Here is a 22,958-nt window from a genome sequence, read left to right on the forward strand (position 1 = left end):
CGGCGGTGGTGGCGGTGTAATCCAGCGACGGCTCGATGTAATCGGGCACCAGCGTGGTGATCCGGTCCGCGCCCATGGCAACGACGGACGACCGCTGAAATACAGCCCCGCATCGCAAGCTGTTCGTGATGTGAGGCACGCCATCGGCGCATGGGAATACGATATTCACGGCCGGAGCTACTCAGCGGCCGCCGAATTGGTGGAAACTGGCTGCAGCGATGAACTGATTGCCTCAATCACCGGGCACAAGACCATCGTGATAATCGCCAAGTATCCGGGACCAGCGCGGCGGAAGGCCTGCGCGAAAGAGGCTCAACGGCTATGCGGGACGAATGCGGTTCGAATCAAGAATGCTGCGAATGCCGTTGATAAATCAAACGATGGCAAGTCGCGCGACCTCTGCACATGCTAGAATATTAAAACGAAAGAGCGTGGTAGGGGCGGCCGGACTCGAACCGGCACTCATTGCTGAAACGGATTTTGAATCCGTCGCGTCTACCATTCCGCCACGCCCCCGATTAACCGGCGCTCTTTCGGCATGACCCATTCGGGTCTGACAGACGAATATTTCCGTCCGCAGGGATATGCAAGAGGAAGAAACAAGGCAGGGTCGCGATGCCCTGCCCTATTTCCTCAGGCGCGGCCCAGCTTGGCAAGGCGTGCGTCGCGCAGCTGCGCGAAATCGTCGCCCGCGTGATAGGATGACCGGGTCAGCGGCGTTGCCGAGACCATTAGGAAGCCCTTGCCATAGGCCGATTTCTCATAGCCCTTGAATTCATCGGGCGTGACGAAGCGGTCCACGCGGTGGTGCTTGGGCGTCGGCTGCAGGTACTGGCCGATGGTGATGAAGTCGATATGCGCGGCCCGCATGTCGTCCATGACCTGCAACACGCCCTGACGGTCTTCGCCCAGACCCACCATGATGCCGGATTTGGTGAACATCGTCGGGTCCATTTCCTTGACCTGCTGCAGCAGGCGCAGCGAGTGGAAATAGCGCGCGCCGGGACGGACCATCGGATAAAGGCCGGGGACCGTTTCCAGGTTGTGGTTGAAGACGTCGGGACGCGCCTCGACCACGATCTCCAGCGAACCGGGCTTGGATTTCAGGAAATCCGGGGTCAGCACCTCGATGGTCGATCCCGGCGAGCGATGGCGAATCGCGCGGATGGTCTGGGCGAAATGTTCGGCTCCGCCGTCGTCCAGATCGTCGCGGTCCACGCTGGTGATGACGACATGGTTCAGGCCCAGCTTCTGCACGGCATGGGCCACGCGGCCAGGCTCGAACGCGTCCAGGTCCTGCGGGCGGCCCGTGGCCACGTTGCAGAAGGTGCAGCCACGAGTGCATATTTCGCCCATGATCATCATGGTAGCGTGGCCCTGGCTCCAGCATTCGCCGACATTGGGGCAGCCTGCCTCTTCGCAGACGGTCGATAGGCGGTTTTCACGCAGCAGGTCACGGGTCTGTTTGTAACCCTCGGAGGTGGGTGCCTTGACCCTGATCCAATCGGGTTTCTTGGGCTGTGCCTGGTCGGCGCGATGCGCCTTTTCCGGGTGACGCTGGTCCGGCATCCTGAGGTCGCGCAAGGTCTTGGTCCTTTCGATCGCGGTTCCCGCAGAATTAGGCGAAATTCGCCCGATTGGCAACGCGTTGCCGATGCGCGCGACACATGGCTGTCATGCCGCGCCCATAAGCTGCGTCGCGGCATTGCCCTTGCCGCGTTGCAGCGTTACCACGCGACCCAATGGGAGGAAGCCGCAGGCATCGCATCGGCGGTGCCCCTTCATACAGACAGGAGCCCTTATGAAACCCGGATCGCAACTGCCCGACGTCACCTTCCGCACCCGCGTCCGCGACGAATCGATCGGTGGGTCCAACCCGTTCCGCTGGCAGGACAAGACCACGGCCGATTACTTTGCCGGCAAGCGCGTCGTGCTGTTTTCGCTGCCCGGCGCGTTCACCCCGACCTGTTCGACCTATCAGCTGCCCGGCTTCGAAGCCGCGCATGAGCAGCTGAAGGGTCTGGGCATCGATGCCGTCTATTGCATGTCGGTGAATGACAGCTTTGTCATGAACCAATGGGCCAAGTCGCAGAACCTGAACCATGTGACGGTCATCCCCGACGGTTCGGGCGAATTCACCGACAAGGTCGGCATGCTGGTCCGCAAGGACAATCTGGGCTTTGGCGCGCGCAGCTGGCGCTATGCGGCGATCGTCGACGACGGCAAGGTCGTCGCCTGGTTCGAGGAGCCCGGCCGCTGTGACGACTGCGCCGATGATCCCTATGGCAAGACCTCGCCCGAGACGATCCTGGCATGGCTGCAGAACGCCAATGTCGAGGAAATGGCCTGATCCTTGCGGCGGGGCAACAGGATTGCCCCGCCGGTCCTTAGACCAACAGTGGCTGCGCCGCGTGGCGCAGCATCCCGGCCAGATCCTGAAACCAGCCTTCGGCAGGTGTCGATCTGCGCCGCAGCAACATGATCTGACGCGCGGGCTGCGGATCGGGAAAGCTGATCGCCGTCAGACCCGGCGCGGCCGCGGTTTCCTGGCCTTTGGCGATCTGCGGCAGAAAGGTCAGGCCCATCCCCTGCGCGGCCAGGCGACACAGGGTCGACAGCGACGCCGCCCCCAGATCCAAACGGCTGCTGCGACGGCTGAGGCCACAGACCTCAAGCGCCTGATCGCCAAGGCAGTGCCCCTCGTCCAGCAACAACAGCTGGCCCGGATCAAGCGATGCGGGCGCAACGGCCTTGTTGCCCAGATCCGCGATCCGCGCGGCGCTGCCCGCCAGCAGGAACGGGTCCTGAAACAGCACGACCCCGTCCAGCCCCTGATCGTCCGGCGGACTGGCAACGACGACCGCATCAAGGCGGCCCGCCAGCAATTCCTCCAGAAGCGTATCGGTCTGTGCCTCGCGCAGATGCAAGTCGCGACCGATGTCGCGCGCGCGCAGGATCGGCAGCACCTCGGGCAGTAGATAGGGTGCGACGGTCGGGATCATCCCCAACATCAGCCGACCGCCCTGCCCCGGTTGACGCAGCCCGCCTTCCAGATCGGCCATCGCCCCCAGCACCCGTTCGGCGTGCAGGGCCAGCGCCCGCCCCTGCGGGGTCAGCACGACACCTTGGGGCGTGCGTTCGACCAGCCGGGTGCCAGCCTCCTCCTCCAGCGCGCGGATCTGCATCGAGAGCGCGGGTTGGGTCACATGGATCGTCTCGGCGGCGCGGGTGAAGTTGCCGGTCCGCGACAGGGCCAGGAAGTATCGCAATTGGCGCAGGGTGATGTTCATAAGGTAATCTAATCGCAATCAGCAGAAAATGCAATTTCCGTTTATGCAAATCAGGCGACATGGTGGCGGCAATCAGCTGACCCAACCAAGGATCGCATTGCATGAATGACCAGACCCCCCGCCCCCGGATGACCACCACGGCCGGCGCGCCGGTAGTTTCGAACCAAAACAGCGAAACGGCCGGCCCGCGCGGCCCGCTGCTGATGCAGGATTATCAGCTGCTTGAAAAGCTGGCCCATCAGAATCGCGAACGCATTCCCGAACGGGTCGTCCATGCCAAGGGCTGGGGTGCCTTCGGGACCTTCACCGTCACCCATGACATCAGCCAATACAGCTGTGCATCGATCTTTGCCGAACCCGGCAAGAAAACTGAAATGCTGGCCCGCTTTTCCACCGTGGCAGGCGAACAGGGCGCGGCCGACCATGAACGCGACGTGCGGGGCTTTGCGCTGAAATTCTATACCGATCAGGGCAACTGGGACGTCGTGGGCAACAACACGCCCGTGTTCTTCGTCCGCGATCCGATGAAGTTTCCGGACTTCATCCACACGCAAAAGCGTCACCCGCGCACCAACCTGCGCAGCCCGACGGCCATGTGGGACTTCTGGGGGCGTCATCCCGAATCGCTGCATCAGGTGACGATCCTGATGTCGGATCGTGGCTTGCCGCAGGACCCGACCTTCATGAACGGCTATGGCAGCCACACCTATTCGCTGTGGAACCGGGACGGCGAACGCTTCTGGGTCAAGTTCCACTTCAAGACGAAACAGGGTCACCGCCATTATACCAACGGCGAGGCCGCCGAGATCATCGGCCATTCGCGCGAAGGCTATCAGGAGGCGCTGTTCGGCAAGATCGAGGATGGCAATTTCCCCCGCTGGACAATGTTCATCCAAGTCATGCCCGAGGCCGAGGCCGAAACCACCGCATTCGATCCCTTCGACCTGACCAAGGTCTGGTCGCACAAGGATTATCCGCTGATCGAGGTGGGCGAGATCGAGCTGAACCGCAATGCCGACAACTATTTCGCCCAAATCGAACAGGCGGCCTTCAGCCCGTCGAACAAGGTGCCGGGGATCGGCTATTCGCCCGACAAGATGCTGCAGGCCAGGGTCTTCAGCTATGCCGATGCGCATCGCTATCGGCTTGGCACGCATTACGAACACCTGCCGGTGAACGCGCCGAAATGCCCGGTCCATCACTATCACAAGGATGGCCAGATGAACTTCTTCGGGCATCAGTCGGGCAGCATCGACGCCTATTACGAACCCAACAGCTTCGGTGGCGCGGTTGAGGACGCCAGTTTTGCCGAACCGCCGCTGCGCATCTCGGGCGAGGCCGGGCGTCATCCGCACCAACAGCAGATGGATGATTATACCCAGCCCCGCGCCCTGCACGACCAGGTGCTGAACGATCAGGAACGGGCGCGGCTCTACCATAACCTTGCCGCCGCGATGGAGGGTGCCGACGATGCGATCATCGAGGTCGCACTGGGCCATTTCGACCGCATCAGCCCGGCCTATGGCGCCGGTATCCGTACCGCCCGTCAGGAAATCGCCCGCAAGCACGTGTAAAATTGAAGGGGGCGCCGGTCAGGCGCCCCTTTTCGCATGTCAGCCGATCAGCGGCGACCCCTTGCCGTAATTTTCGGCATAATGCCGTTCCAGCCGCATCAGCGCCAAGCGCAGCACGATCTTGCCGGAACGCGCCGACCAACCCAAGCGCCGCTCGGTCATCTCGATCCCCTCCAGAAAACAGCAGACGCGCAGCACGATGTCGCCCATACCCGGGCCCAAGTCGCGCAGCGCCAGCGCAACGCGATCGCGCGCCGATTCCGACCCGCCGCGATAGCCCGACGCGTTATACGATACATCGATCCCCGAGGTCATGAAGCCGTCCCAGTTCTGCGTCACGCGCGGCCCCATCTGGGCCAGTTCGAAATCCTCACGCAGGCGTTCTCCGGCGGTGACCATGCCGGGCGTCAGGAAAGCCTCGCCCTGATGGTCGCGGCGCCGCGCCAGAACCAGCAGCGGGCTCTCGGCGATGTTGACGCGCATGCGCTTGCGGCGACCGTCTTCGGGGTCCTGCAGGACGCGGTCCTCATAGACGCGGTGCTGGTCGGCATGCTTGAAGGGCGCTGCGGCCTCGGCCATGCCTTGCGGTTGGACGGGGCTGGCATCGGCGAAGGAATCCGGCCCCATGGCGGCGTTGCGCTGCCGCGGAGAGCGCAGCATCTGGCGCAACGCCTCGCGTCCCGCGGGCGCGATGACATAACGCTGGACGCGGCCACTGTCGCGGGTCTGGACCACCCAACCGTTCAGCGCCATCTTTTCGGCCAGCTGGCGTTCAAGAACCACGGTGCGGATGTCGTCGCGTGTAACGATTGCCTTGTCCATGCCCGGCGCGGTGACCATGACGGCCCCCGCCTCGGCCAGGCGACGCAATACGCGCAACGATTGGCGGTCGTCATCAGGTTTGGGGTTCGCCCCGGCCTGCGCCAGCGCGCCGTCCACCAGCGGGTCGTCGCGGCGCGCTTCGAAGCGGCGAATGCGGCGCAGGATGGTCGAAGCGTGGCAGCCTGCTTCGCGCGCCAAGGAACGGATCGTCTCGCCATGTTCGACATGGCGCAGATAAAGGCGGGCATCGTCGCCCAGTGTGTCCCCGCATGCGGCTTGTCGTCCTTCAGAACGGTGCTCCGCGATGGGGGTGTCGAGTGCGAAATCACCGGTCAATATGGTCATGTCAGGCCCCTTGTCTTCCTCGGGTCGCCCGGCAGTTGACCACCCTGGGTTGAATTATTTCCCTGTGGTTAACAGGGTATTACTGCACATAGCCGCAACATTCCCTAACAATTCCTAAAGATTTCTTGCGCAACCGGACGCTGCGTCCACCCTTTTGGCAACACGCCCACAGGTTGTGTGATGGTGGCTTTGCGTCAAATTCCAAGGATCAGAAGAATGACCCAAAGCTCGAATGTCATCGCCTTCCCGCCGCGCCCCGCCAACCAACCCTTCCGGCGCCCGGCGGCGCTGATCCGCGCAGCCCGCGAAGGGCAGCGCGCCTGGAGGCGAGAACGCGATCTGGCCCGACTGCTGCGCGCCGACCGCTGCCCCGAACCCGCCCGCGCTCTGTCGCGTCTGCGCGCCGAGGAGGAGATCCAGAACGATTTCCGCCTGAACCGCCTGGCGGACTACGACATGAAGCGGCATGTCCTGCTGATGATCGCCATCATGGGCGAGATGCGCGCCGCATTGGAGGCGCATCCCGCGCCGCTGGCGACCGCGCTCTAGGTCTTGCGGCCTTTCAGCAATGATCCAAGGACACCCCGGACCAAGGCTTGGCCGGTCCGGGTTCCCAACTGCCGCGCAAGGCTTTTGCCGAAGGTGTCGATGACGCTGTCGGAACGCCGGCTTGCGGTTTTCCTTTCCGGTTTGGGCGCCTCATAGCGGCGCGCCTGGCGATGACCGTCACCCGACGGCATGTCGAAAAGGTCATCATCGGACCGCGGTGTGGACTGCGCTTGGCTTGCAGAATCCGCAGTGCGCCTGGCCAGGATCTCGTGGGCCGAGTCGCGATCCAGCATGGCGTCGTATTTCGCCCCCTGCGGCGACGCCTTCAGAATTTCGGCCCGTCTGGTTGCGTCAATCGGTCCCAACTGGCTGAACGGAGGCCGGATCAGCGTCCGCTGTGCGATGCCTGGCGTGCCCTTGGGCCCCAGAAACGATGTCACCGCCTCACCCGTGCCGACCTGCTGGATGGCATCGGCAATGTCGAATTCCGGGTTTGGACGGTAATTCTCGGCGGCCATCCGCAAGGCCTTCTGATCCTTGGCGGTAAAGGACCGCAAGGCATGCTGCACACGGTTGCCCAGCTGCCCCAAAACGTTTTCAGGAATGTCGGCGGGGTTCTGGCTGACAAACCAGACGCTGACACCCTTGGACCGGATCAACCGTGCCACCCGTTCAACCTTGTCGATCAAGGCCTTTGGGGCATCGTCGAACAACAAATGCGCCTCGTCGAAGAAGAAGGCGATGCGCGGGCGATCAGGATCGCCGACCTCGGGAAGCTGCTCGAACAGTTCGGACAAAAGCCACAGCAGGAAGGTCGCGTACAGCTTGGGCGCGTTCATCAGGCGTTCGGCGGCCAGAATGTTGATCACCCCCCTGCCCTCGGCATCCTGCCGCATCAGGTCGGCCAGCTCCAGCGCGGGCTCTCCGAACAAGTGGTCGCCACCCTCGTTTTCCAGAACCAGCAGCGCACGCTGGATGGCGCCGACGCTGGCGGGGCTGACATTGCCATAGCGCAGAGACAGTTCTTGCGCATTTTGACCCACCCAGATCAGCATGGCCTGCAGGTCCTTCAGGTCCAGCAATGGAAGGCCGTCCTCGTCAGCGACGCGGAAGGCGATGTTCATCACCCCCTCCTGCGCCGGCGTCAGATCCAGCAGGCGCGACAGCAGCAGCGGCCCCATCTCGGCCGGAGTGGTCCGGACCGGATGGCCCAGCTCGCCCCAGACATCCCAGAAGGTGACCGGAAAGGACTGATAGTCCAGCGGACACCCGATCTGTTCGGCGCGCTTGGCAAAGGCATCGTGCAGCTTGAAATCCTGCCGCCCCGCGCAAGCCAGGCCCGCCAGATCACCCTTGATATCGGACAGAAAGACCGGAACCCCGGCCAGCGACAGGCTCTCAGCCAGCGTCTGAAGGGTCACGGTCTTGCCCGTCCCGGTCGCACCGGCGATCAGCCCGTGGCGATTGGCATATTTCAGCAGCAGCGTTTCGGGCGTTGCATGGTCCTGTCCCGCCCCACCGACGAAAATCGTACCCGTATCCGGATCCAGAACTGACGACATGGCGACCCCCGATTATTTGCCTTGGCGCAACAGCAACGCGCCCTTTAAAAAGACAATCTTAACCCATTTGGTGCAAGGTCAAGTTGTTCGGGATCGCTGGTCGCGGGTCGAACCTTCCTCCCTGTTGGACTGCCGCGCCTTTCGAGGCGCGGCTTTTTTTGTGATCCGACAAAAACGCATCAACAGTTGACGGATCACGGCAGCGCGATTAGCGTGCACACCAATAAAGACCGGCCAGTCCGGCAGGGAGACTACGCAAAAGCGTCGGGGCCGTGGTAAAGACCACGGCCTTTCGCATTCAAGCGGCCTTGCGTTTTCATAGACAGCTTGCGCAGCATGGCGGCTTGTCGCAACCATTCCGACATCAATGCGCGGATCACCGCCGCCGGGCCCCGTTTCACCAGATGCTCAAATCAAGGTGAAGCTGGCGGGGTCCGGTGGCACCTGACAAGGTCACGGCAGCATGCTAGATCGGCGCCAATGCTTTGAGCAAAGGGAAGAAACATAGATGTCCATCAAACCCTCGCACGCGCTGCTGGCCGCATTGGCCCTGATCGCCGGTCCGGCATTCGCCCAAGAGGCCGCGACCCCGGCCCAGCCCGAAGCCAGCTCGACCGAGCAGCCGGCCGACGCGGCACCCACCACCGAAGCCAGCCCGACCGAGGCCACCCCGACCGAGGCTCCTGCGGAAACGACCCCTGCCGTGGATGACGATGCCGCGCCCGCGCAGACCGATACCGAAGCTGCCACCGAAGCACCGCAAGCCGAGGCGGCGCAGACCGACGCTGCCGATACGCCGACCGATGACGCCGATGCAACGGCAGCCGGACAGCCGGCAGCCAATGATCCGAACCGTCCCGGAACCTATTACGCCAAGTCCGAACATGGCGATTGGACCATCCGCTGCATTCGCGCAGGCGAGGGCAAGGACCCTTGCGAAATGTACAAGCTGCTGAACGACCAGGAAGACAATGCGGTGGCCGAACTGACGCTGGTCCCCTTGTCGAATGGCAATGTCGCGGCCGGTGCCACTCTGGTGGCTCCGCTGGAAACCGACCTGATCGAGGGCCTAGGCTTCCAGGTCGACAGCGGCGAGATGCGCGGCTATCCCTTCAGCTTCTGCGCGCCCGTGGGCTGCATTTCGCGCCTTGGTTTCACGCAGGCCGAACTGAACGGCATGAAGCGCGGCAACAAGGCTTCGGTGCAGCTGCTTCCCTTTGGCGGCGATCCCAAGCAGCCCGTCAAGCTGGACATCTCGCTCTCCGGTTTCACGGCCGCCTTTGACGAACTGGTTGCCTATGCCGCCCTGCCCGCCGATGAGGCAACGGACGAGACCGCACCCGCCGAATAATCCGATAGCGACTTGACGAAACCGCGCCCCAGTCAGGGCGCGGTTTTTTCATGTCCGCCTTGGGTTGATCAGACCCGGCGCAGCGCGATGACGGCGTTCAGGCCGCCAAAGGCGAAGGCGTTCGACAGCACCGCCTCGACCTCGACCTCGCGCGCTTCATTGGGAACCACGTCCAGTGCGCATTCTGGGTCAGCTTCCTGATAGCCGATGGTCGGGGCGATCACCCCGTCGCGCAATGCCATGATGCAGGCCAGCAATTCGACCGCGCCCGTGCCGCCGATCAGGTGGCCGTGCATGGATTTGGTCGATGACATCATCAGCTTGTCGGCGTGATGCCCGAAAGCATGGGCCACGGCCGCGCATTCCGTCTTGTCATTGGCCGCCGTCCCGGTGCCATGCGCGTTGATATAGCCGATCTGGTCACGGTTCAGACCGCCATCAGTCATCGCGCCGGTGATCGCGCGCTCAGCCCCTTGGGCCGAGGGCATGACGATATCCTGCGCGTCCGAGGACATGGCAAAGCCGACCACTTCGGCCAAGATGTCGGCACCGCGCGCCTTGGCGCGGCTGTACTCTTCGAAGACAAAGACGCCCGCACCTTCGCCCTGCACCATGCCATTGCGGTTGGCGCTGAAGGGGCGGCAGGCGTCCTTGGACATGACCCGCAGACCTTCCCAAGCCTTGACGCCGCCAAAGCACAGCATCGCCTCGGACCCGCCCGAGAGCATGACGTCCGCAGCCCCAGACCGCACCATCTGGAAGGCCAGACCCATCGCGTGGTTCGAACTGGCGCAGGCAGTCGCCACCGTAAAGGCGGGCCCCCGCAGGCCGAATTCCATACTGACATGGCTGGCGGCGGCATTGTTCATCAGCTTGGGGACGACAAAGGGGTGAACGCGGTTCTTCCCCTCCTCATAGACGGCGCGATAATTCTCGTCCCAGGTGTTCAACCCGCCGCCCGCCGTGCCCAGGATGACCCCGGACCGCAGCCCAAGCGCGCCTTCGAAATTCAGCCCGGCCTGGGCCACGGCCTGTTTCGCGGCCAGCAACGTGAACTGTGTGAACTTGTCATAAAGCAGGATTTGCTGGCGGTTGAAATAAGTCTCAGGGGTCCAATTATGGATCTGGCCGCCGATCTGGATCGACAGCCGTTCGACGTCCCGGAAATCCAGCTGGGTGATCCCGCAACGCCCCTCGCGGAACGCCTCAAGCGTGGATGCGACGTCGTGGCCCAGGGCGTTGATGGTCCCCGCCCCAGTGATTACCACGCGGCGCAGGCCGTCGCGCCCGGCCTTGTCGCCACCCTGCGACACCGACGGCGCCGCAAGCCCCTGATCGATCCTGTCAGCCTGCTTGCCGACCGAAAGGCCCTTCTTCTTGCTCATCCGTCCTTTTCCGCGACTAGGCGCTCGACGGCAGCAATAATGGTGCCCATGTTCGTGATGTCGAAATCCGACTTCTCGGGCTCGTTCGCATTGAAGGGGATGGTGATGTCGAACTCCTCCTCGATCGCGAAGATGGATTCGACCAGGCCCAGGCTGTCGATGCCCAGATCCTCGGGGGTTGCGTCGTCGGTCACCTGTTCGGGGTCAAGCATCGCCTGTTCGGCAATGATGGCACGAATTCGGGTCTTGATGTCTTCGGTCATGTCGCCTCCTGCCTAGCCCTTTTCCAACAGACGTGTAACGGTTTCCTGAAGCTTTGACAGCTGTTGTGCGAAACGCGGCAAGCGCCGCATCGCCTTTTGGATTTCCAGCTGGGTTTCCATCTTGACCGCCGGATTGCCCAAAATAACGCGACCCGCCGGCACGCGGGTGAAGATCTTGGTCGCCCCGCCCGCGATCACGTCATCACCGATGGTGATGTTGTCCGACACGCCAACCTTGCCCGCCAGCACGACCCGGTCGCCCACCGTCGAGGACCCGGCAATACCCACCTGGCTGCACAGCAGACAGTCTTGGCCGACCACCACATTGTGGCCCAGCATCACCAGGTTGTCGATCTTGCTGCCTGACCCGACGCGCGTCGCGCGGATCGTGCCCCGGTCGATCGTGGCGTTCGACCCGATCTCGACATCGTCGCCCAGTTCGACCGTGCCAAGCGAATGAATGCGTGTCCAATGCTGGGTGGTGATGTTGGCGCGCGCGCCCAAGGTGCGCCGGATTTCCTCGATCCCCGATTCCTCGGGGGTGACAAAGGAAAAACCGTCGCCGCCGATGACCGCGCCCGGCTGGACGAACAGCCGGTCACCCGCGATCACGTCATGGCCGATGCGCACCCCCGCATGCAGGACCGCGTCGCTGCCGATGCGCGCATTGCGCCCGATGCTGACATGCGAGGCGATCCGCGCATTCGCGCCGATCACGGCATCGCGTCCGATGACCACGAAGGGCGCGATGGCGGCACCCTCTCCGACTTGGGCCGTGGGGTGAATCACCGCCGTGGGGTGAATGCCGGGTTCGATGTCGGGCCCTTGGTCGAATGCCCGCGTCAGGCCCGCCATCACCAGGCGTGGGCGCGGCGCAAAGATCGCGGCCCGGACGCCATAGGCTTCCGGCTCCATGCCCTCGGCCAGAATGGCGATGCAGCCCGGACGCAGCGCCTCGGCATATTTGGGTGCCATGGCAAGGGCAATCTGCCCCCCCGTGGGACCTACCGGTTCAGTCTGGGCAGGTTCGCCAGCCCCGGTGACCTGCAGATCGGTTTCGCCCCAGGCGCGCGCATCCAGTGATTGCGCCAGTTCCTTGATCGTGACGGTCATGTTGCCCCCTTTTGGCCAGGGGCTTAGCGCGTTTGCCGGCGCCCTTCCAGCAAAACGAGACCGCCCGGGCTTATGATGCCGTGTCGATCTGACCCACGCCCTGCGCCTGCAGGGCCTGCCAGATGCGACCGTCACGTCCATAGATGTCACCGTAAAGCCTGACCTGTCCGGTCTGGTCTGGCCATGCGGTAAAATAGACCAAGTGAACCGGAACGGCAGGACGCAGGGTCAGCCAGGTTTCGCGCCCACTGTCCAGGGTGCGCTGGAACAGCCCCGCCGGATCATCGCTCTGCGCGGACAACAGTTCGCGCGCCAGGTCCCGCGGATCGCCGATGCGCACGCAGCCATGCGAATAGGCGCGGGTCGAGTTGGCGAACAGGTGCTTGCTGGGCGTGTCGTGCAGATAGATGTTCCACTGGTTCGGGAAGATGAATTTGACGATCCCCAAAGCGTTGTCTTCGCTTGGCTTTTCACGCATCCGATAGGGAAAGTTGCTGGCGCTGTAGCGGTTGAAGTCGATGCTGTCGCGGGACACCACGTTTCCACGACCGTCCACCACGTCCAGATGTGACACTGCATTGCGATTGGCCTGCAGCTTGGGCAGGTATTCACGCGTCGTGATCGACCGCGGCACGTTCCATGACGGATTCACCACAACATTCGACATCATGTCCGAAAATTCGGGCGTGCGCATGTGTTCGTCATTCTTGCCCACGACGCTACGGGTCCGAAAGACTTCTTGCCCGTCTTGGAAGATGGCGGTTTCATATTGGGGGATGTTCACCCAGATGTAGCGACCGTCGAAATCATCCGAACCCATCCAGCGCAGGCGCTCCATGGCAACCAGAATTGCGCGCTGGCGGGCATTCTGTCCACCAGCCGCCTCGCCATTCAGCAGCCGGATGGTCTGCGGGCCCGCGATGCCGTCGTCCCTCAGCCCGACCGCACGTTGGTAATCCGCCACGGCCCGGGACATGGACGCATCATAGAGCGTCGGATCGGCACTGTCTGCGGCAAAGCCGATCGCGGCCAGTCGGTCGCGCAGCGGAACGACGCCGGGACCCGACTGGCCGACACGCCAGACGGCCTCGGGTGCTTTGGCCAGTCCCTGCGGCACGGTCAGCCTTTCGGGGCCGAACAGCGCGTCCTGAAGCGTCTTGTAGGCGGGATGACTGGGGCCGGCGTTCATCAGCACCGCGGTCGGATCGGCCGAGGTCTGAAATTCACGCAACGACGCGACGATGGCGGGACGAGTTGGCGCACGCTTGATGTCGGGTTCGACAGCAGAGGGCGACAGGATTCCACTTTTCAGATCGCGCAACAGGCGTGCGGCGCGGGTGGCATAGGCCACCTCGTCCATGACGCTGCGGGGATGATCGGGCAACGATGCCGCATCATAGCGGGACGCCGGAATGCCGTGGCGTGGCATCGCTTCGATCGCCAGCTTGACCGCTTGGCGGCGGGCCTCGGCATCGGGGCCGATGAAGACCGGGGCCAGCCCGTTGCCGCCATAAAAGGCCGCCAGGTCGGAATCACCCGCGACGGCCCGGGCCAGATCCATCTGCGCCGCCGAAAACTGCAGCTTGGGTCCTGGCACCGACATCAGGGCGGCGACCCTTTCCTGCGCCGCGACCGGTGCGGACATTGCCGCAGCACCCAGCAAGATTGCAAAAACCGAACCCACACGCCAAGCGGACATGACACACCCCAATTCAACAGTTACCGATTGTCTCATACCCTGATGACACAAGCCACCAGCCATCCCACTGGTACCGCGCGAGAAAAAGGTGCGTTGCAACCAGGTCACAGGGTTTCGTTCGATCTGCAACAACCGCTAAATTGGCGGTTTCTTGCCGAAATACAACCTAACATGGAATGCAGGGGCAGAATCCGTTTCTCAACCTCAAGGTATTTTGACACAATGTTAGCAAGTCGAGGATAAACCACGACATGCCGCGAAAGTTTCGCGGATCCAAAAAACGAAGCAGGACAGGCGATCTGACATGACAATGGACCTCATCTCCCGTCGCGGCGTGCTGGGCGCATTTGCAGCAACCAGCGTCGTGGCTGCTCCGGTTATGGCCAACGCTTTCGGGTTCCTTCGCGGGGCCGGCGACATGCGCCGCGTGCGCATGTATTCGGGACGTACCGGCGAAAGCATCGACACCGTCTATTGGGTCGATGGCAAATATATCCGCGAAGCCTTGAATGAAATCAACGTCTTCATGCGCGACTGGCGCACCGGCGAAGTGATCGGGATCGACCCGCGCACCATCGACGTGGCGGCCGCATCCTCGCGCCTGCTGCAGACGAACGAACCCTACATGATGCTGTCGGGATACCGCTCGCCGCGCACCAACGCGATGCTGCGTCGCAATTCCAGCGGTGTCGCCAAGAATTCGCTGCACATGACGGGCAAGGCTGCCGACCTGCGGCTGAAGTCGCGTTCGGTCGCGCAGATGTTCCAGGCGGCTTCGGCCTGCCGCGGTGGCGGTGTCGGACGCTACAGCCGTTCGAACTTCGTGCACATGGATTGCGGCCCGGTCCGCACCTGGGGCAGCTGATCTCGGGCATCTGCCTGCATGGATATGACTTGCGCCCTTGCCCATCGGCAAGGGGCGTTGCCCGGAAACGGGCCTTGTCTCAATTCGGGCTTGCCCTTCATCCCGGCTGCGGTCAGCCTTGCAGGAATGATCCATGCTGAAGAACGGACCTACATGAGCCCCCAGAACACGCGTCGCTTTCGAACCGCCAAGATCATCCAGGCGGCCGCCGTCGAACTTTCGGTCCGCGATGGCATTGCCAATGTCACGACCGAAGCGATCGCCCGCCACGCGGGAATCAGCACGCGCACGTTCTTCAACTATTACCCCTACAAGGAAGCGGCCCTGATGGGACCGCCGCCCGACTATCCGCCCGAAGCTTCCGAAAAATTCGTGGTCGGCAAGGGACGCCTGATCGATGATCTGCAGACGCTGATATCGGCCCATCTGGAACGCTATCTGGGTGAGCGAGAGATGATCGGCCACATGCTGGCTCTCTCTGACAGCGATGCCAAGCTGGAGGCACTGCGCAACAGCGCCATGCTGGCGCGGCGCGCGCAGATGCGCGGCCTGCTGCACCGCCGCCTGCCCGGATCGGACGAACGCGTCATCGAGATCCTGGCCGCCGCGATCATCGCCGCCACCAATGCCGCGACCAAGGATTGGGTGGCCGGAACGCGCGATGACTTCATCGCCTCGGCCCACGAAAACCTTTCCTTGATCCTGACCGCCGCCGAAATGCTGGGCCGGGCCTCCGACTAGGGATCAGGCTCGGCTAGGGCGTCAGCAGCTTGCGGTACATCTGATCCAGAAAGGCCTGCCCTTCGTCGAAAGGATCGCGCCCGCGACCCAGCACGGCGCGCACCTGAATCTCGAAATCGGCATAATGCTGGGTCATCGACCAAATCGAGAAGATCAGGTGGCGCGGATCGGTCCGCGCCAGCCGCCCGTCATCCATCCAGCCCTGCAGCACCATCACCGTCCGGTCGACGATCTCGCGCAGGCCGCCCCCCAGGATCTGGGTCAGGTGCGGCGCGCCTTGCAGGATCTCATAGGCGAACAGGCGCGATTCGCGGGGATAGTCCCGCGACATGCGCATCTTGGCGGCGACATAGCCCAGGACCTCGGACATCGGATCACCCGCCGGATCGATCTGCTGCATGGGGGCCAGCCACATGTCCAGCAGTTCCGTCAGCAGGGTCTTGTGGATGTCGTCCTTGGACGAAAAATAATAAAGCACGTTCGGCTTGGACAATCCTGCCGACCTCGCGATCTGGTCGATCGTCGTCCCGCGAAAGCCGTTTGCCGAAAAAACGTTCAACGCCCCATCCATGATCAAATCGCGATTCTTCTGCTGAATCCGGGTCATTCGGGGCATTTTCGCGTCTGTCATCGGTGCCTCCGCTCTGGCATGATCTGATTTTGAGCAGTCCGGGGGGAAATGTCACGCAAGGGTTCACCGCGCTTGACTGGTATCCGACCCGTGCTAGCTTGATCCTGACCGTTTGGTCAATAATTCAAAAGGGTTCCCACGATGCCGCTTGACCGCAAGCCCGCCCCGAATGATCTGCGCGCCTTCTGGATGCCGTATACCGCCAACCGGCAGTTCAAGTCGGCGCCGCGGATGCTGGTCGCATCAAAGGACATGCATTACACCGCGTCGGATGATCGCCAGATCCTGGACGGAACCGCGGGCCTGTGGTGCTGCAACGCCGGCCATTGTCGTCCCCGCATCACCGAGGCCGTGCAGAAGCAGGTGGCCGAGCTTGATTATGCCCCCGCCTTCCAGATGGGCCATCCGCTGGCGTTCGAACTGGCAAACCGCATCGTCGACATCGCGCCTGACGGCATGGAGCACGTCTTCTACTGCAACTCGGGGTCCGAGGCCGTCGATACGGCCTTGAAGATCGCGCTGGCCTATCACCGCGCGCGCGGTGACGCATCGCGCACCCGGCTGATCGGGCGTGAACGCGGCTATCACGGGACGGGTTTCGGGGGCATTTCTGTCGGCGGCATCGTCAACAACCGCCGCCATTTCGGAACGTTGCTGGCGGGCGTCGATCACATGCCCCACACACACCTGCCCGAAAACGTCTTTACCAAGGGCCAGCCCGAACACGGCGCAAACCTAGCGGATGAGCTGGAACGCATCGTCGCGCTGCATGGCGCCGAAACCATCGCCGCCGTCATTGTCGAACCGATGGCCGGATCTACCGGCGTGCTGATGCCCCCCAAGGGATACCTGCAACGCCTGCGCGACATCACCCGCAAGCACGGCATCCTGCTGATCTTCGACGAGGTGATCACCGGCTTCGGCCGTTTGGGCAGCCCTTTCGCCGCCCAGCATTTCGGCGTCATTCCCGACATGATCACCTGCGCCAAGGGCCTGACGAACGGCGTCATCCCGATGGGCGCGGTCTTGGCGACGGCGCAGATCCACGACGCCTTCATGCAGGGCCCGGAACATATGATCGAACTGTTCCACGGCTATACCTATTCCGGCAATCCGATCAGCTGCGCGGCGGCCTTGGCCACTCTGGACACCTATGCCGAGGAAGGGCTGCTGACCCGCGCGGCCGATCTGGAGATCTACTGGCAGGAGGCGCTGCATGGGTTGCGCGACCATCCCAATGTCATCGACATCCGCAACATGGGCCTGATCGGCGCGGTCGAACTGGCCCCCATCACGGGGGAACCCGGCAAGCGGGCCTTCGACGTCTTCGTCAAGGCCTTCGAGGCCGGCATCCTGATCCGCGTCACCGGCGACATCATCGCGCTGTCGCCGCCGCTGATCATCTCGGAGGCGCAGATCGACGAATTGATCGGCACATTGGGCCAGGTCCTGAAACAGGCCGCCTGACCGCCAAGACACCCATCAAGCCGACCCCGCATCAGAACGGGGCGGCCAGACAGGAAGGACAAAACATGACCGTTGCAAGCGGGGTGGTTTCGGCTGCCAACATGAAGATCGATGGCGACCGGCTGTGGGACAGCCTGATGCAGATGGCCAAGGTGGGTCCGGGGATTGCCGGCGGGAACAATCGCCAGACCCTGACCGACGCGGATGCCGAAGGCCGCCGCCTGTTCCAGTCCTGGTGCGAGGATGCGGGCATGACCATGGGTCTGGACCGCATGGGCAACATGTTCATGTACCATGAGGGCACCGAACCCGACTTGGACCCCGTCTATATCGGCAGCCATCTGGATACCCAGCCCACCGGCGGGAAATATGACGGCGTGCTGGGGGTCTTGGCGGGGCTGGAGGTGGTCCGCTCGATCCGCGACATGGGCGTCAAGACGCGCCGCCCCATCGTGGTGGTCAACTGGACGAACGAGGAAGGCGCGCGTTTCGCGCCGGCCATGCTGGCCTCGGGCGTCTTTGCGGGCGTCCTGACCGAGGATTACGCCAACAGCCGCAAGGATGCCGAGGGCAAAAGCTTTGGCGAGGAACTGGATCGCATCGGCTGGCGCGGGACCGAGGATGTGGGCAAGCGTCCCATCCACGCCATGTTCGAATACCACATCGAACAGGGCCCCATCCTGGAGGCCGAGGGCAAGGATATCGGTGTCGTCACCCATGGTCAGGGCCTGTGGTGGCTGCAGGTCACGCTGACCGGCAAGGACGCCCATACCGGATCAACCCCCATGACCATGCGCGTGAACGCGGGCCTTGGCATGGCACGCATCACCGAGGCCGTGCATCGCATCGCCATGGATCACCAGCCAGCTGCCGTGGGCGCCGTGGGTCAGGCCAACCTCTATCCCAACAGCCGTAACGTGATCCCCGGTAAGGCGGTCTTTACCATCGATTTCCGCTCGCCCGACCTGGAAAAGCTGACCTCGATGCGGTCGGTGCTTGAGGCAGAAGCCGCTGATATCGCCAAGGAACTCGGCCTTGGCATCGAAATCGAACCCGTCGGCCATTTCGACCCGGTGACCTTCGATCCGGCGCTGGTCGCATCGGTCCGGCAGGCGGCGGAACGGCTGGGGCACAGCCACATGGACATCATCTCGGGGGCGGGTCACGACGCCTGCTGGATCAACAAGGTCGCGCCGACCGTGATGATCATGTGCCCCTGCGTCGACGGCCTGTCCCACAACGAGGCCGAAGAGATCACGCCCCAATGGGCGGCTGCGGGGGGTGACGTGCTGCTGCATGCGGTGTTGGACGCCGCCGAAATCGTCCGCTGAACGCAACATCAAGAAAGGGCTGGAGAGATGAGCACTGTCATCAGGAACGGCACCATCGTCACCGCAGATCTGACCTATAAGTCCGACGTCCTGATCGAGGGCGGCAAGATCACCGCCATCGGCGAGGGGTTGATGGGCGACACGGTTCTGGACGCCACGGGATGCTATGTCATTCCAGGCGGCATCGACCCCCACACCCATCTGGAAATGCCCTTCATGGGCACCTATTCGGCCGATGATTTCGAAAGTGGCACCCGCGCGGCGCTGGCCGGCGGCACGACGATGGTGGTGGATTTCGCCCTGCCCTCGCCCGGCCAGGGCCTGCTGGATGCGCTGCAGATGTGGGACAACAAATCGGGCCGCGCGCATTGCGACTACAGCTATCACATGGCGGTGACGTGGTGGGGGGAAAAGGTCTTTGACGAAATGCAGGCGGTCGTCGATCGCGGGATAACCAGCTTCAAGCATTTCATGGCCTACAAGGGCGCCTTGATGGTGAATGACGACGAACTGTTCGCGTCCTTCCGCCGGGTCGGCGATCTGGGCGGTATCGCGATGGTCCATGCGGAAAATGGCGACGTGGTGGCCGAACTCTCGGCCCGCCTGCTGGCCGAAGGCAATACCGGCCCCGAGGCTCATGCCTATTCCCGCCCGCCCCAAGTCGAGGGCGAGGCCACCAACCGTGCCATCATGGTCGCCGACATGGCGGGCGTGCCGCTCTATGTGGTCCATGTCAGCTGCGAGGACAGCCACGAGGCCATCCGCCGCGCCCGCCAACAAGGCAAGCGCGTCTGGGGCGAACCGCTGATCCAGCACCTGACCCTGGACGAAAGCGAATATTTTAACGCCGATTGGGACCATGCCGCCCGCCGCGTCATGTCGCCCCCCTTCCGCAACAAGCAGCATCAGGACAGCCTCTGGGCCGGTCTGCAATCGGGCAGCCTGTCGGTCGTGGCGACGGATCATTGCGCCTTCACCACCGAACAGAAGCGCTATGGCATCGACGATTTCACCAAGATCCCGAACGGCACCGGCGGGCTTGAGGATCGGATGCCGATGCTGTGGACCCACGGTGTCGAAACCGGCCGCCTGACGCCCAATGAATTCGTGGCGGCGACATCCACCAACATCGCCAAGATCCTGGGGATGTATCCGCGCAAGGGGGCCGTGCTGGTCGGTGCCGATGCCGACCTGGTGGTCTGGGACCCCAAGGCCAGCAAGACGATCAGCGCCGGCAGCCAGCAATCAGCCATCGATTACAACGTCTTCGAAGGCCAACAGGTGACCGGCCTGCCCCGCTTCACGCTGACCCGCGGCGTCGTCGCCGTGACCGAGGGAAAGGTCGACAGCCGCGAGGGCCATGGCGAATTCGTCGCCCGCGAACCGCGCGGTCAGGTGAACCGCGCGCTGAGCGCTTGGAAGGAACTGACAGCCCCGCGCCCGATCGCGCGTGGCGGCATTCCGGCAAGCGGGGTCTGACGATTGGACGACACTGTCATCAAGGCGCAGGGCGTCGGCCTGACCTTCCAGACGGCCGACGGCCCGATTCACGCGCTGAAGGATGTGGATCTGGACATCAATCGCGGCGAATTCGTCAGCTTCATCGGCCCTTCGGGCTGTGGCAAGACGACCTTTCTGCGCAGCATCGCCGCGCTGGAAACCGCCACTGCGGGGCAGATCAGCGTGAACGGCATGACGCCCGACCAGGCGCGCAAGGCACGGGCCTATGGCTATGTCTTCCAGGCGCCGGGGCTTTATCCGTGGCGCACGATCAGGGGCAATATCTCGCTGCCGCTGGAAATCATGGGGTTTTCCCGCGAAGAACGCGCCAAGCGCATCGCCCATGTCCTGGAACTGGTCGAACTGGACAATTTCGGCGGCAAATATCCCTGGCAGCTGTCGGGCGGCATGCAGCAGCGGGCCAGCATCGCCCGCGCGCTGGCCTTCGACGCCGATATCCTGCTGATGGACGAACCGTTCGGGGCGCTGGATGAGATCGTCCGCGACCGCCTGAACGAAGCGCTTCTGAACCTCTGGGCCAAGACCGAAAAGACCATCGGCTTCGTGACCCATTCCATCCCCGAGGCCGTCTATCTGTCCACCAAGATCGTCGTCATGTCGCCCCGTCCGGGCCGCATCACGCGGGTCATCCACAGCACCCTGCCCCGCAAACGTCCGCTGGACATCCGCGACACGCCGGAATTCATCGCGCTGGCGCACGAGGTCCGCGAGGGTCTGCGCGAAGGGCACAGCTATGACTAGGGTCTGGCGCGCAGGCGCGCCCATCCTGACGGTGCTGCTGGTCATCATCGCCATCTGGTATCTGGGCGCGGTGCGCATGAACGCGACATGGGAACGCGATCAGGCCGCCCGCGCGGGCGAGGAACTGACCACGTCGCAGATGATCACCCGCACCCTGACGCAAGACCGCCCCATCCTGCCTGCACCCCATCAGGTCGCGATGGGTCTTTATGACGGGATCGCGGGTCAGGCCATCACGTCGCGGCGCAGCCTGGTCTGGCACGCCTGGGTGACGCTGTCGGCCACGCTGGCGGGCTTTGCAATCGGGGCGGGCGCGGGCATCCTGCTGGCCGTGGGCATCGTCCACAGCCGCAGCATGGACCAGTCGGTCATGCCCTGGGCCGTGGCCAGCCAGACCGTGCCCATCCTGGCCATCGCACCGATGGTGATCGTGGTCTTTGCCAGCGCGGGCATTACGGGTCTGCTGCCCAAAGCGATCATCGCGGCCTGGCTTTCCTTCTTTCCGGTGCTGGTCGGCATGGTCAAGGGGCTGCGCACGCCTGACGCCATGCAGCTGGACCAGATGAAATCCTGGAGCGCCAGCGACAATCAGCAGTTCTGGCGGCTGCGCCTGCCTTCGTCCCTGCCCTATCTGTTCACCAGCCTGAAGGTCGCCATCGCGGCCGCCCTTGTCGGCACCATCGTGGGCGAATTGCCCGCAGGCGCCACGGCGGGACTGGGCGCGCGGCTGCTTTCAGGCAGCTATTACGGGCAGACGGTGCAGATCTGGTCGGCACTGTTCGCCGCGGCCCTGCTGGCGGCGGGACTGGTGGCCATCGTCGGCATCATCGAAAAGGCGACGCTGCGGCGCATGGGGTTGGCACGATGAACGCATTGCCCATCATCGGTGTCTGGCTGGGCGGTTGGGCACTGAACATCTGGCTGGCCCGGTTCGACACACGCCTCAGCCGCATGGCGGTCGCTGTCGTCTTTGGTGCCACCCTGCTGATCCTGTGGGAAATGGCGGTCAGGATCTATGCCATCCCCGCCGTCATCCTGCCCGCACCCAGCCAGATCGCCACCAGCTTTGCAGCCAACCGCAGCATCCTGTGGACCGATTTCGTGCAGACCATCCTGCGCGGCGCGCTGACGGGCTGGCTGATCGGGGCGCTTGCGGCGATGCTGACCGCCATCGCCATCGACCGCAGCCCATTCCTGCAGCGCGGGCTGCTGCCCATCGGCAATTTTGTGGCCGCCCTGCCCATCGTCGGCATCGCGCCGATCCTGGTTATGTGGTTCGGTTTCGATTGGCAGTCCAAGGCGGCGGTGGTCGTGGTGATGGTCTTCTTCCCGATCCTGGTGAACATGGTTGCGGGGCTGAAGGCCACCGACGCGATGCAGCGCGACCTGATGGCCAGCTGGGCCGCGCCTTATGCGGCGTCCCTGTGGAAGCTGCGCCTGCCTGCCGCGATGCCTTTCCTGTTCAACGGGCTGAAGATCACAACGACCCTTGCCCTCATCGGCGCCATCGTGGCCGAGTTCTTCGGCAGCCCGACGCGGGGCATGGGGTTCCGCATCTCGACCGCCGTGGGACGGCTGGATCTGCCGCTAGTCTGGGCAGAGATTGTCGTGGCGGCCATCGCGGGAACGCTGTTCTATGGACTTGTTGCGCTGATCGAAAAGAAGGTGACGTTCTGGCACCCGTCACAGCGCAAGTAACGGGGCACGC

22 protein-coding genes and 1 tRNA gene are annotated in these 22,958 nt (G+C 63.4%); 13 read left to right on the plus strand and 10 right to left on the minus strand.

What is annotated here, in order from left to right; translation table 11 throughout:
- Window positions 1–432: 432 nt before the first annotated feature.
- Window positions 433–516, minus strand: a tRNA-Leu gene (locus DKT70_RS07405).
- Between the two features lie 117 nt (window positions 517–633).
- Complete coding sequence (gene lipA / locus DKT70_RS07410) at window positions 634–1,569, minus strand: lipoyl synthase (RefSeq protein WP_111558549.1); 936 nt, start codon at window positions 1,567–1,569, stop codon at window positions 634–636.
- A 232-nt stretch (window positions 1,570–1,801) separates the two neighbouring features.
- Between lipA and DKT70_RS07415 the strand changes: the two genes are divergently transcribed.
- Window positions 1,802–2,350: a peroxiredoxin gene (locus tag DKT70_RS07415; protein ID WP_111558550.1), complete on the plus strand. Its 549-nt coding sequence runs from the start codon at window positions 1,802–1,804 to the stop codon at window positions 2,348–2,350.
- Between the two features lie 37 nt (window positions 2,351–2,387).
- Here the strand turns inward: DKT70_RS07415 and DKT70_RS07420 are convergent, their stop codons facing one another.
- Window positions 2,388–3,290 carry a hydrogen peroxide-inducible genes activator gene (locus tag DKT70_RS07420; protein ID WP_111558551.1) on the minus strand — a complete coding sequence of 301 codons (903 nt, stop codon included), beginning with the start codon at window positions 3,288–3,290 and terminating at the stop codon, window positions 2,388–2,390.
- Between the two features lie 101 nt (window positions 3,291–3,391).
- On the opposite strand from DKT70_RS07420, the gene DKT70_RS07425 reads away from it, so the two are divergent.
- Window positions 3,392–4,864 (plus strand): catalase, encoded by a 1,473-nt coding sequence (locus tag DKT70_RS07425; RefSeq protein ID WP_111558552.1) that lies wholly within the window; start codon window positions 3,392–3,394, stop codon window positions 4,862–4,864.
- A 39-nt stretch (window positions 4,865–4,903) separates the two neighbouring features.
- On the opposite strand, the gene DKT70_RS07430 is transcribed toward DKT70_RS07425, so the two are convergent.
- A complete protein-coding gene (locus tag DKT70_RS07430) occupies window positions 4,904–6,031 on the minus strand; it encodes a DUF6456 domain-containing protein (RefSeq protein WP_111558553.1) in 1,128 nt (375 codons plus the stop codon).
- Window positions 6,032–6,247: 216 nt separating this feature from the next.
- On the opposite strand from DKT70_RS07430, the gene DKT70_RS07435 reads away from it, so the two are divergent.
- Window positions 6,248–6,580, plus strand: a complete 333-nt coding sequence (locus DKT70_RS07435) for a DUF6477 family protein (protein WP_111558554.1) — start codon at window positions 6,248–6,250, stop codon at window positions 6,578–6,580.
- Here DKT70_RS07435 and DKT70_RS07440 read toward each other — a convergent pair.
- The gene (locus DKT70_RS07440; RefSeq protein ID WP_111558555.1) at window positions 6,577–8,142 is read right to left on the minus strand and encodes a helicase HerA-like domain-containing protein; all 1,566 of its coding nucleotides are present in this window, start codon (window positions 8,140–8,142) and stop codon (window positions 6,577–6,579) included. The genes DKT70_RS07435 and DKT70_RS07440 overlap by 4 nt on opposite strands.
- Between DKT70_RS07440 and DKT70_RS17765 the strand changes: the two genes are divergently transcribed.
- Window positions 8,141–8,332 (plus strand): hypothetical protein, encoded by a 192-nt coding sequence (locus DKT70_RS17765; protein WP_146612603.1) that lies wholly within the window; start codon window positions 8,141–8,143, stop codon window positions 8,330–8,332. The genes DKT70_RS07440 and DKT70_RS17765 overlap by 2 nt on opposite strands.
- Window positions 8,333–8,650: 318 nt before the next feature.
- Window positions 8,651–9,493, plus strand: coding sequence for an invasion associated locus B family protein (locus tag DKT70_RS07445; RefSeq protein ID WP_111558556.1), 843 nt, complete (start codon window positions 8,651–8,653; stop codon window positions 9,491–9,493).
- Window positions 9,494–9,561: 68 nt separating this feature from the next.
- Here DKT70_RS07445 and DKT70_RS07450 read toward each other — a convergent pair whose 3' ends face one another.
- The 4 genes from DKT70_RS07450 to DKT70_RS07465 all read right to left on the minus strand — a co-directional run bounded on the left by DKT70_RS07450 (window position 9,562) and on the right by DKT70_RS07465 (window position 13,857).
- Window positions 9,562–10,770, minus strand: coding sequence for a beta-ketoacyl-[acyl-carrier-protein] synthase family protein (locus tag DKT70_RS07450; protein ID WP_111558613.1), 1,209 nt, complete (start codon window positions 10,768–10,770; stop codon window positions 9,562–9,564).
- A gap of 104 nt (window positions 10,771–10,874) precedes the next feature.
- Entirely contained in the window at window positions 10,875–11,141 is a 267-nt protein-coding gene (locus tag DKT70_RS07455; protein ID WP_072296096.1) for an acyl carrier protein, read from the minus strand.
- Between the two features lie 12 nt (window positions 11,142–11,153).
- Window positions 11,154–12,254: a UDP-3-O-(3-hydroxymyristoyl)glucosamine N-acyltransferase gene (gene lpxD / locus DKT70_RS07460; protein ID WP_111558557.1), complete on the minus strand. Its 1,101-nt coding sequence runs from the start codon at window positions 12,252–12,254 to the stop codon at window positions 11,154–11,156.
- Window positions 12,255–12,324: 70 nt separating this feature from the next.
- Window positions 12,325–13,857, minus strand: a complete 1,533-nt coding sequence (locus DKT70_RS07465) for a L,D-transpeptidase family protein (protein ID WP_233490470.1) — start codon at window positions 13,855–13,857, stop codon at window positions 12,325–12,327.
- A gap of 400 nt (window positions 13,858–14,257) precedes the next feature.
- Between DKT70_RS07465 and DKT70_RS07470 the strand changes: the two genes are divergently transcribed.
- Window positions 14,258–14,818, plus strand: coding sequence for a YcbK family protein (locus DKT70_RS07470; protein WP_111558559.1), 561 nt, complete (start codon window positions 14,258–14,260; stop codon window positions 14,816–14,818).
- Window positions 14,819–14,971: 153 nt separating this feature from the next.
- Complete coding sequence (locus tag DKT70_RS07475; RefSeq protein WP_158529970.1) at window positions 14,972–15,559, plus strand: TetR/AcrR family transcriptional regulator; 588 nt, start codon at window positions 14,972–14,974, stop codon at window positions 15,557–15,559.
- Between the two features lie 13 nt (window positions 15,560–15,572).
- Here the strand turns inward: DKT70_RS07475 and DKT70_RS07480 are convergent, their stop codons facing one another.
- Complete coding sequence (locus DKT70_RS07480) at window positions 15,573–16,175, minus strand: TetR/AcrR family transcriptional regulator (RefSeq protein ID WP_111558561.1); 603 nt, start codon at window positions 16,173–16,175, stop codon at window positions 15,573–15,575.
- 156 nt (window positions 16,176–16,331) lie between these two features.
- Here DKT70_RS07480 and DKT70_RS07485 point away from each other — a divergent pair, with 156 nt between their 5' ends.
- From DKT70_RS07485 to DKT70_RS07510, 6 genes are all read left to right on the plus strand, one after another.
- Window positions 16,332–17,657 (plus strand): aspartate aminotransferase family protein, encoded by a 1,326-nt coding sequence (locus tag DKT70_RS07485; RefSeq protein WP_111558562.1) that lies wholly within the window; start codon window positions 16,332–16,334, stop codon window positions 17,655–17,657.
- Window positions 17,658–17,722: 65 nt separating this feature from the next.
- Window positions 17,723–18,988 (plus strand): Zn-dependent hydrolase, encoded by a 1,266-nt coding sequence (locus tag DKT70_RS07490; protein WP_111558563.1) that lies wholly within the window; start codon window positions 17,723–17,725, stop codon window positions 18,986–18,988.
- Window positions 18,989–19,015: 27 nt separating this feature from the next.
- On the plus strand, window positions 19,016–20,467 hold the full coding sequence (gene hydA, locus DKT70_RS07495) for a dihydropyrimidinase (protein WP_111558564.1): 1,452 nt from the start codon (window positions 19,016–19,018) through the stop codon (window positions 20,465–20,467).
- Between the two features lie 3 nt (window positions 20,468–20,470).
- A complete protein-coding gene (locus tag DKT70_RS07500) occupies window positions 20,471–21,250 on the plus strand; it encodes an ABC transporter ATP-binding protein (RefSeq protein WP_111558565.1) in 780 nt (259 codons plus the stop codon).
- Complete coding sequence (locus tag DKT70_RS07505) at window positions 21,243–22,118, plus strand: ABC transporter permease (RefSeq protein ID WP_111558566.1); 876 nt, start codon at window positions 21,243–21,245, stop codon at window positions 22,116–22,118. The genes DKT70_RS07500 and DKT70_RS07505 overlap by 8 nt, the downstream gene beginning before the upstream one ends.
- The gene (locus DKT70_RS07510; protein WP_111558567.1) at window positions 22,115–22,948 is read left to right on the plus strand and encodes an ABC transporter permease; all 834 of its coding nucleotides are present in this window, start codon (window positions 22,115–22,117) and stop codon (window positions 22,946–22,948) included. The genes DKT70_RS07505 and DKT70_RS07510 overlap by 4 nt, the downstream gene beginning before the upstream one ends.
- Window positions 22,949–22,958: the final 10 nt, after the last annotated feature.

The organism is Paracoccus sediminilitoris (genome assembly GCF_003259195.1).
Lineage (GTDB): Bacteria > Pseudomonadota > Alphaproteobacteria > Rhodobacterales > Rhodobacteraceae > Paracoccus > Paracoccus sediminilitoris.

Bases quoted from the DNA above. Each gene is read 5' to 3' on its own strand.
- DKT70_RS07430 (WP_111558553.1), bottom strand. From the start codon at position 6,031: ATGACCATATTGACCGGTGATTTCGCACTCGACACCCCCATCGCGGAG.
- DKT70_RS07480 (WP_111558561.1), bottom strand. From the start codon at position 16,175: ATGCCCCGAATGACCCGGATTCAGCAGAAGAATCGCGATTTGATCATG.
- DKT70_RS07475 (WP_158529970.1), top strand. From the start codon at position 14,972: ATGAGCCCCCAGAACACGCGTCGCTTTCGAACCGCCAAGATCATCCAG.
- lipA (WP_111558549.1), bottom strand. From the start codon at position 1,569: ATGCCGGACCAGCGTCACCCGGAAAAGGCGCATCGCGCCGACCAGGCA.
- DKT70_RS07455 (WP_072296096.1), bottom strand. From the start codon at position 11,141: ATGACCGAAGACATCAAGACCCGAATTCGTGCCATCATTGCCGAACAG.
- DKT70_RS07425 (WP_111558552.1), top strand. From the start codon at position 3,392: ATGAATGACCAGACCCCCCGCCCCCGGATGACCACCACGGCCGGCGCG.
- DKT70_RS07470 (WP_111558559.1), top strand. From the start codon at position 14,258: ATGACAATGGACCTCATCTCCCGTCGCGGCGTGCTGGGCGCATTTGCA.
- DKT70_RS07440 (WP_111558555.1), bottom strand. From the start codon at position 8,142: ATGTCGTCAGTTCTGGATCCGGATACGGGTACGATTTTCGTCGGTGGG.
- DKT70_RS07435 (WP_111558554.1), top strand. From the start codon at position 6,248: ATGACCCAAAGCTCGAATGTCATCGCCTTCCCGCCGCGCCCCGCCAAC.
- DKT70_RS17765 (WP_146612603.1), top strand. From the start codon at position 8,141: ATGGCGACCCCCGATTATTTGCCTTGGCGCAACAGCAACGCGCCCTTT.
- DKT70_RS07485 (WP_111558562.1), top strand. From the start codon at position 16,332: ATGCCGCTTGACCGCAAGCCCGCCCCGAATGATCTGCGCGCCTTCTGG.
- DKT70_RS07445 (WP_111558556.1), top strand. From the start codon at position 8,651: ATGTCCATCAAACCCTCGCACGCGCTGCTGGCCGCATTGGCCCTGATC.
- hydA (WP_111558564.1), top strand. From the start codon at position 19,016: ATGAGCACTGTCATCAGGAACGGCACCATCGTCACCGCAGATCTGACC.
- DKT70_RS07465 (WP_233490470.1), bottom strand. From the start codon at position 13,857: ATGTCGGTGCCAGGACCCAAGCTGCAGTTTTCGGCGGCGCAGATGGAT.
- DKT70_RS07505 (WP_111558566.1), top strand. From the start codon at position 21,243: ATGACTAGGGTCTGGCGCGCAGGCGCGCCCATCCTGACGGTGCTGCTG.
- DKT70_RS07415 (WP_111558550.1), top strand. From the start codon at position 1,802: ATGAAACCCGGATCGCAACTGCCCGACGTCACCTTCCGCACCCGCGTC.
- DKT70_RS07420 (WP_111558551.1), bottom strand. From the start codon at position 3,290: ATGAACATCACCCTGCGCCAATTGCGATACTTCCTGGCCCTGTCGCGG.
- lpxD (WP_111558557.1), bottom strand. From the start codon at position 12,254: ATGACCGTCACGATCAAGGAACTGGCGCAATCACTGGATGCGCGCGCC.
- DKT70_RS07490 (WP_111558563.1), top strand. From the start codon at position 17,723: ATGACCGTTGCAAGCGGGGTGGTTTCGGCTGCCAACATGAAGATCGAT.
- DKT70_RS07510 (WP_111558567.1), top strand. From the start codon at position 22,115: ATGAACGCATTGCCCATCATCGGTGTCTGGCTGGGCGGTTGGGCACTG.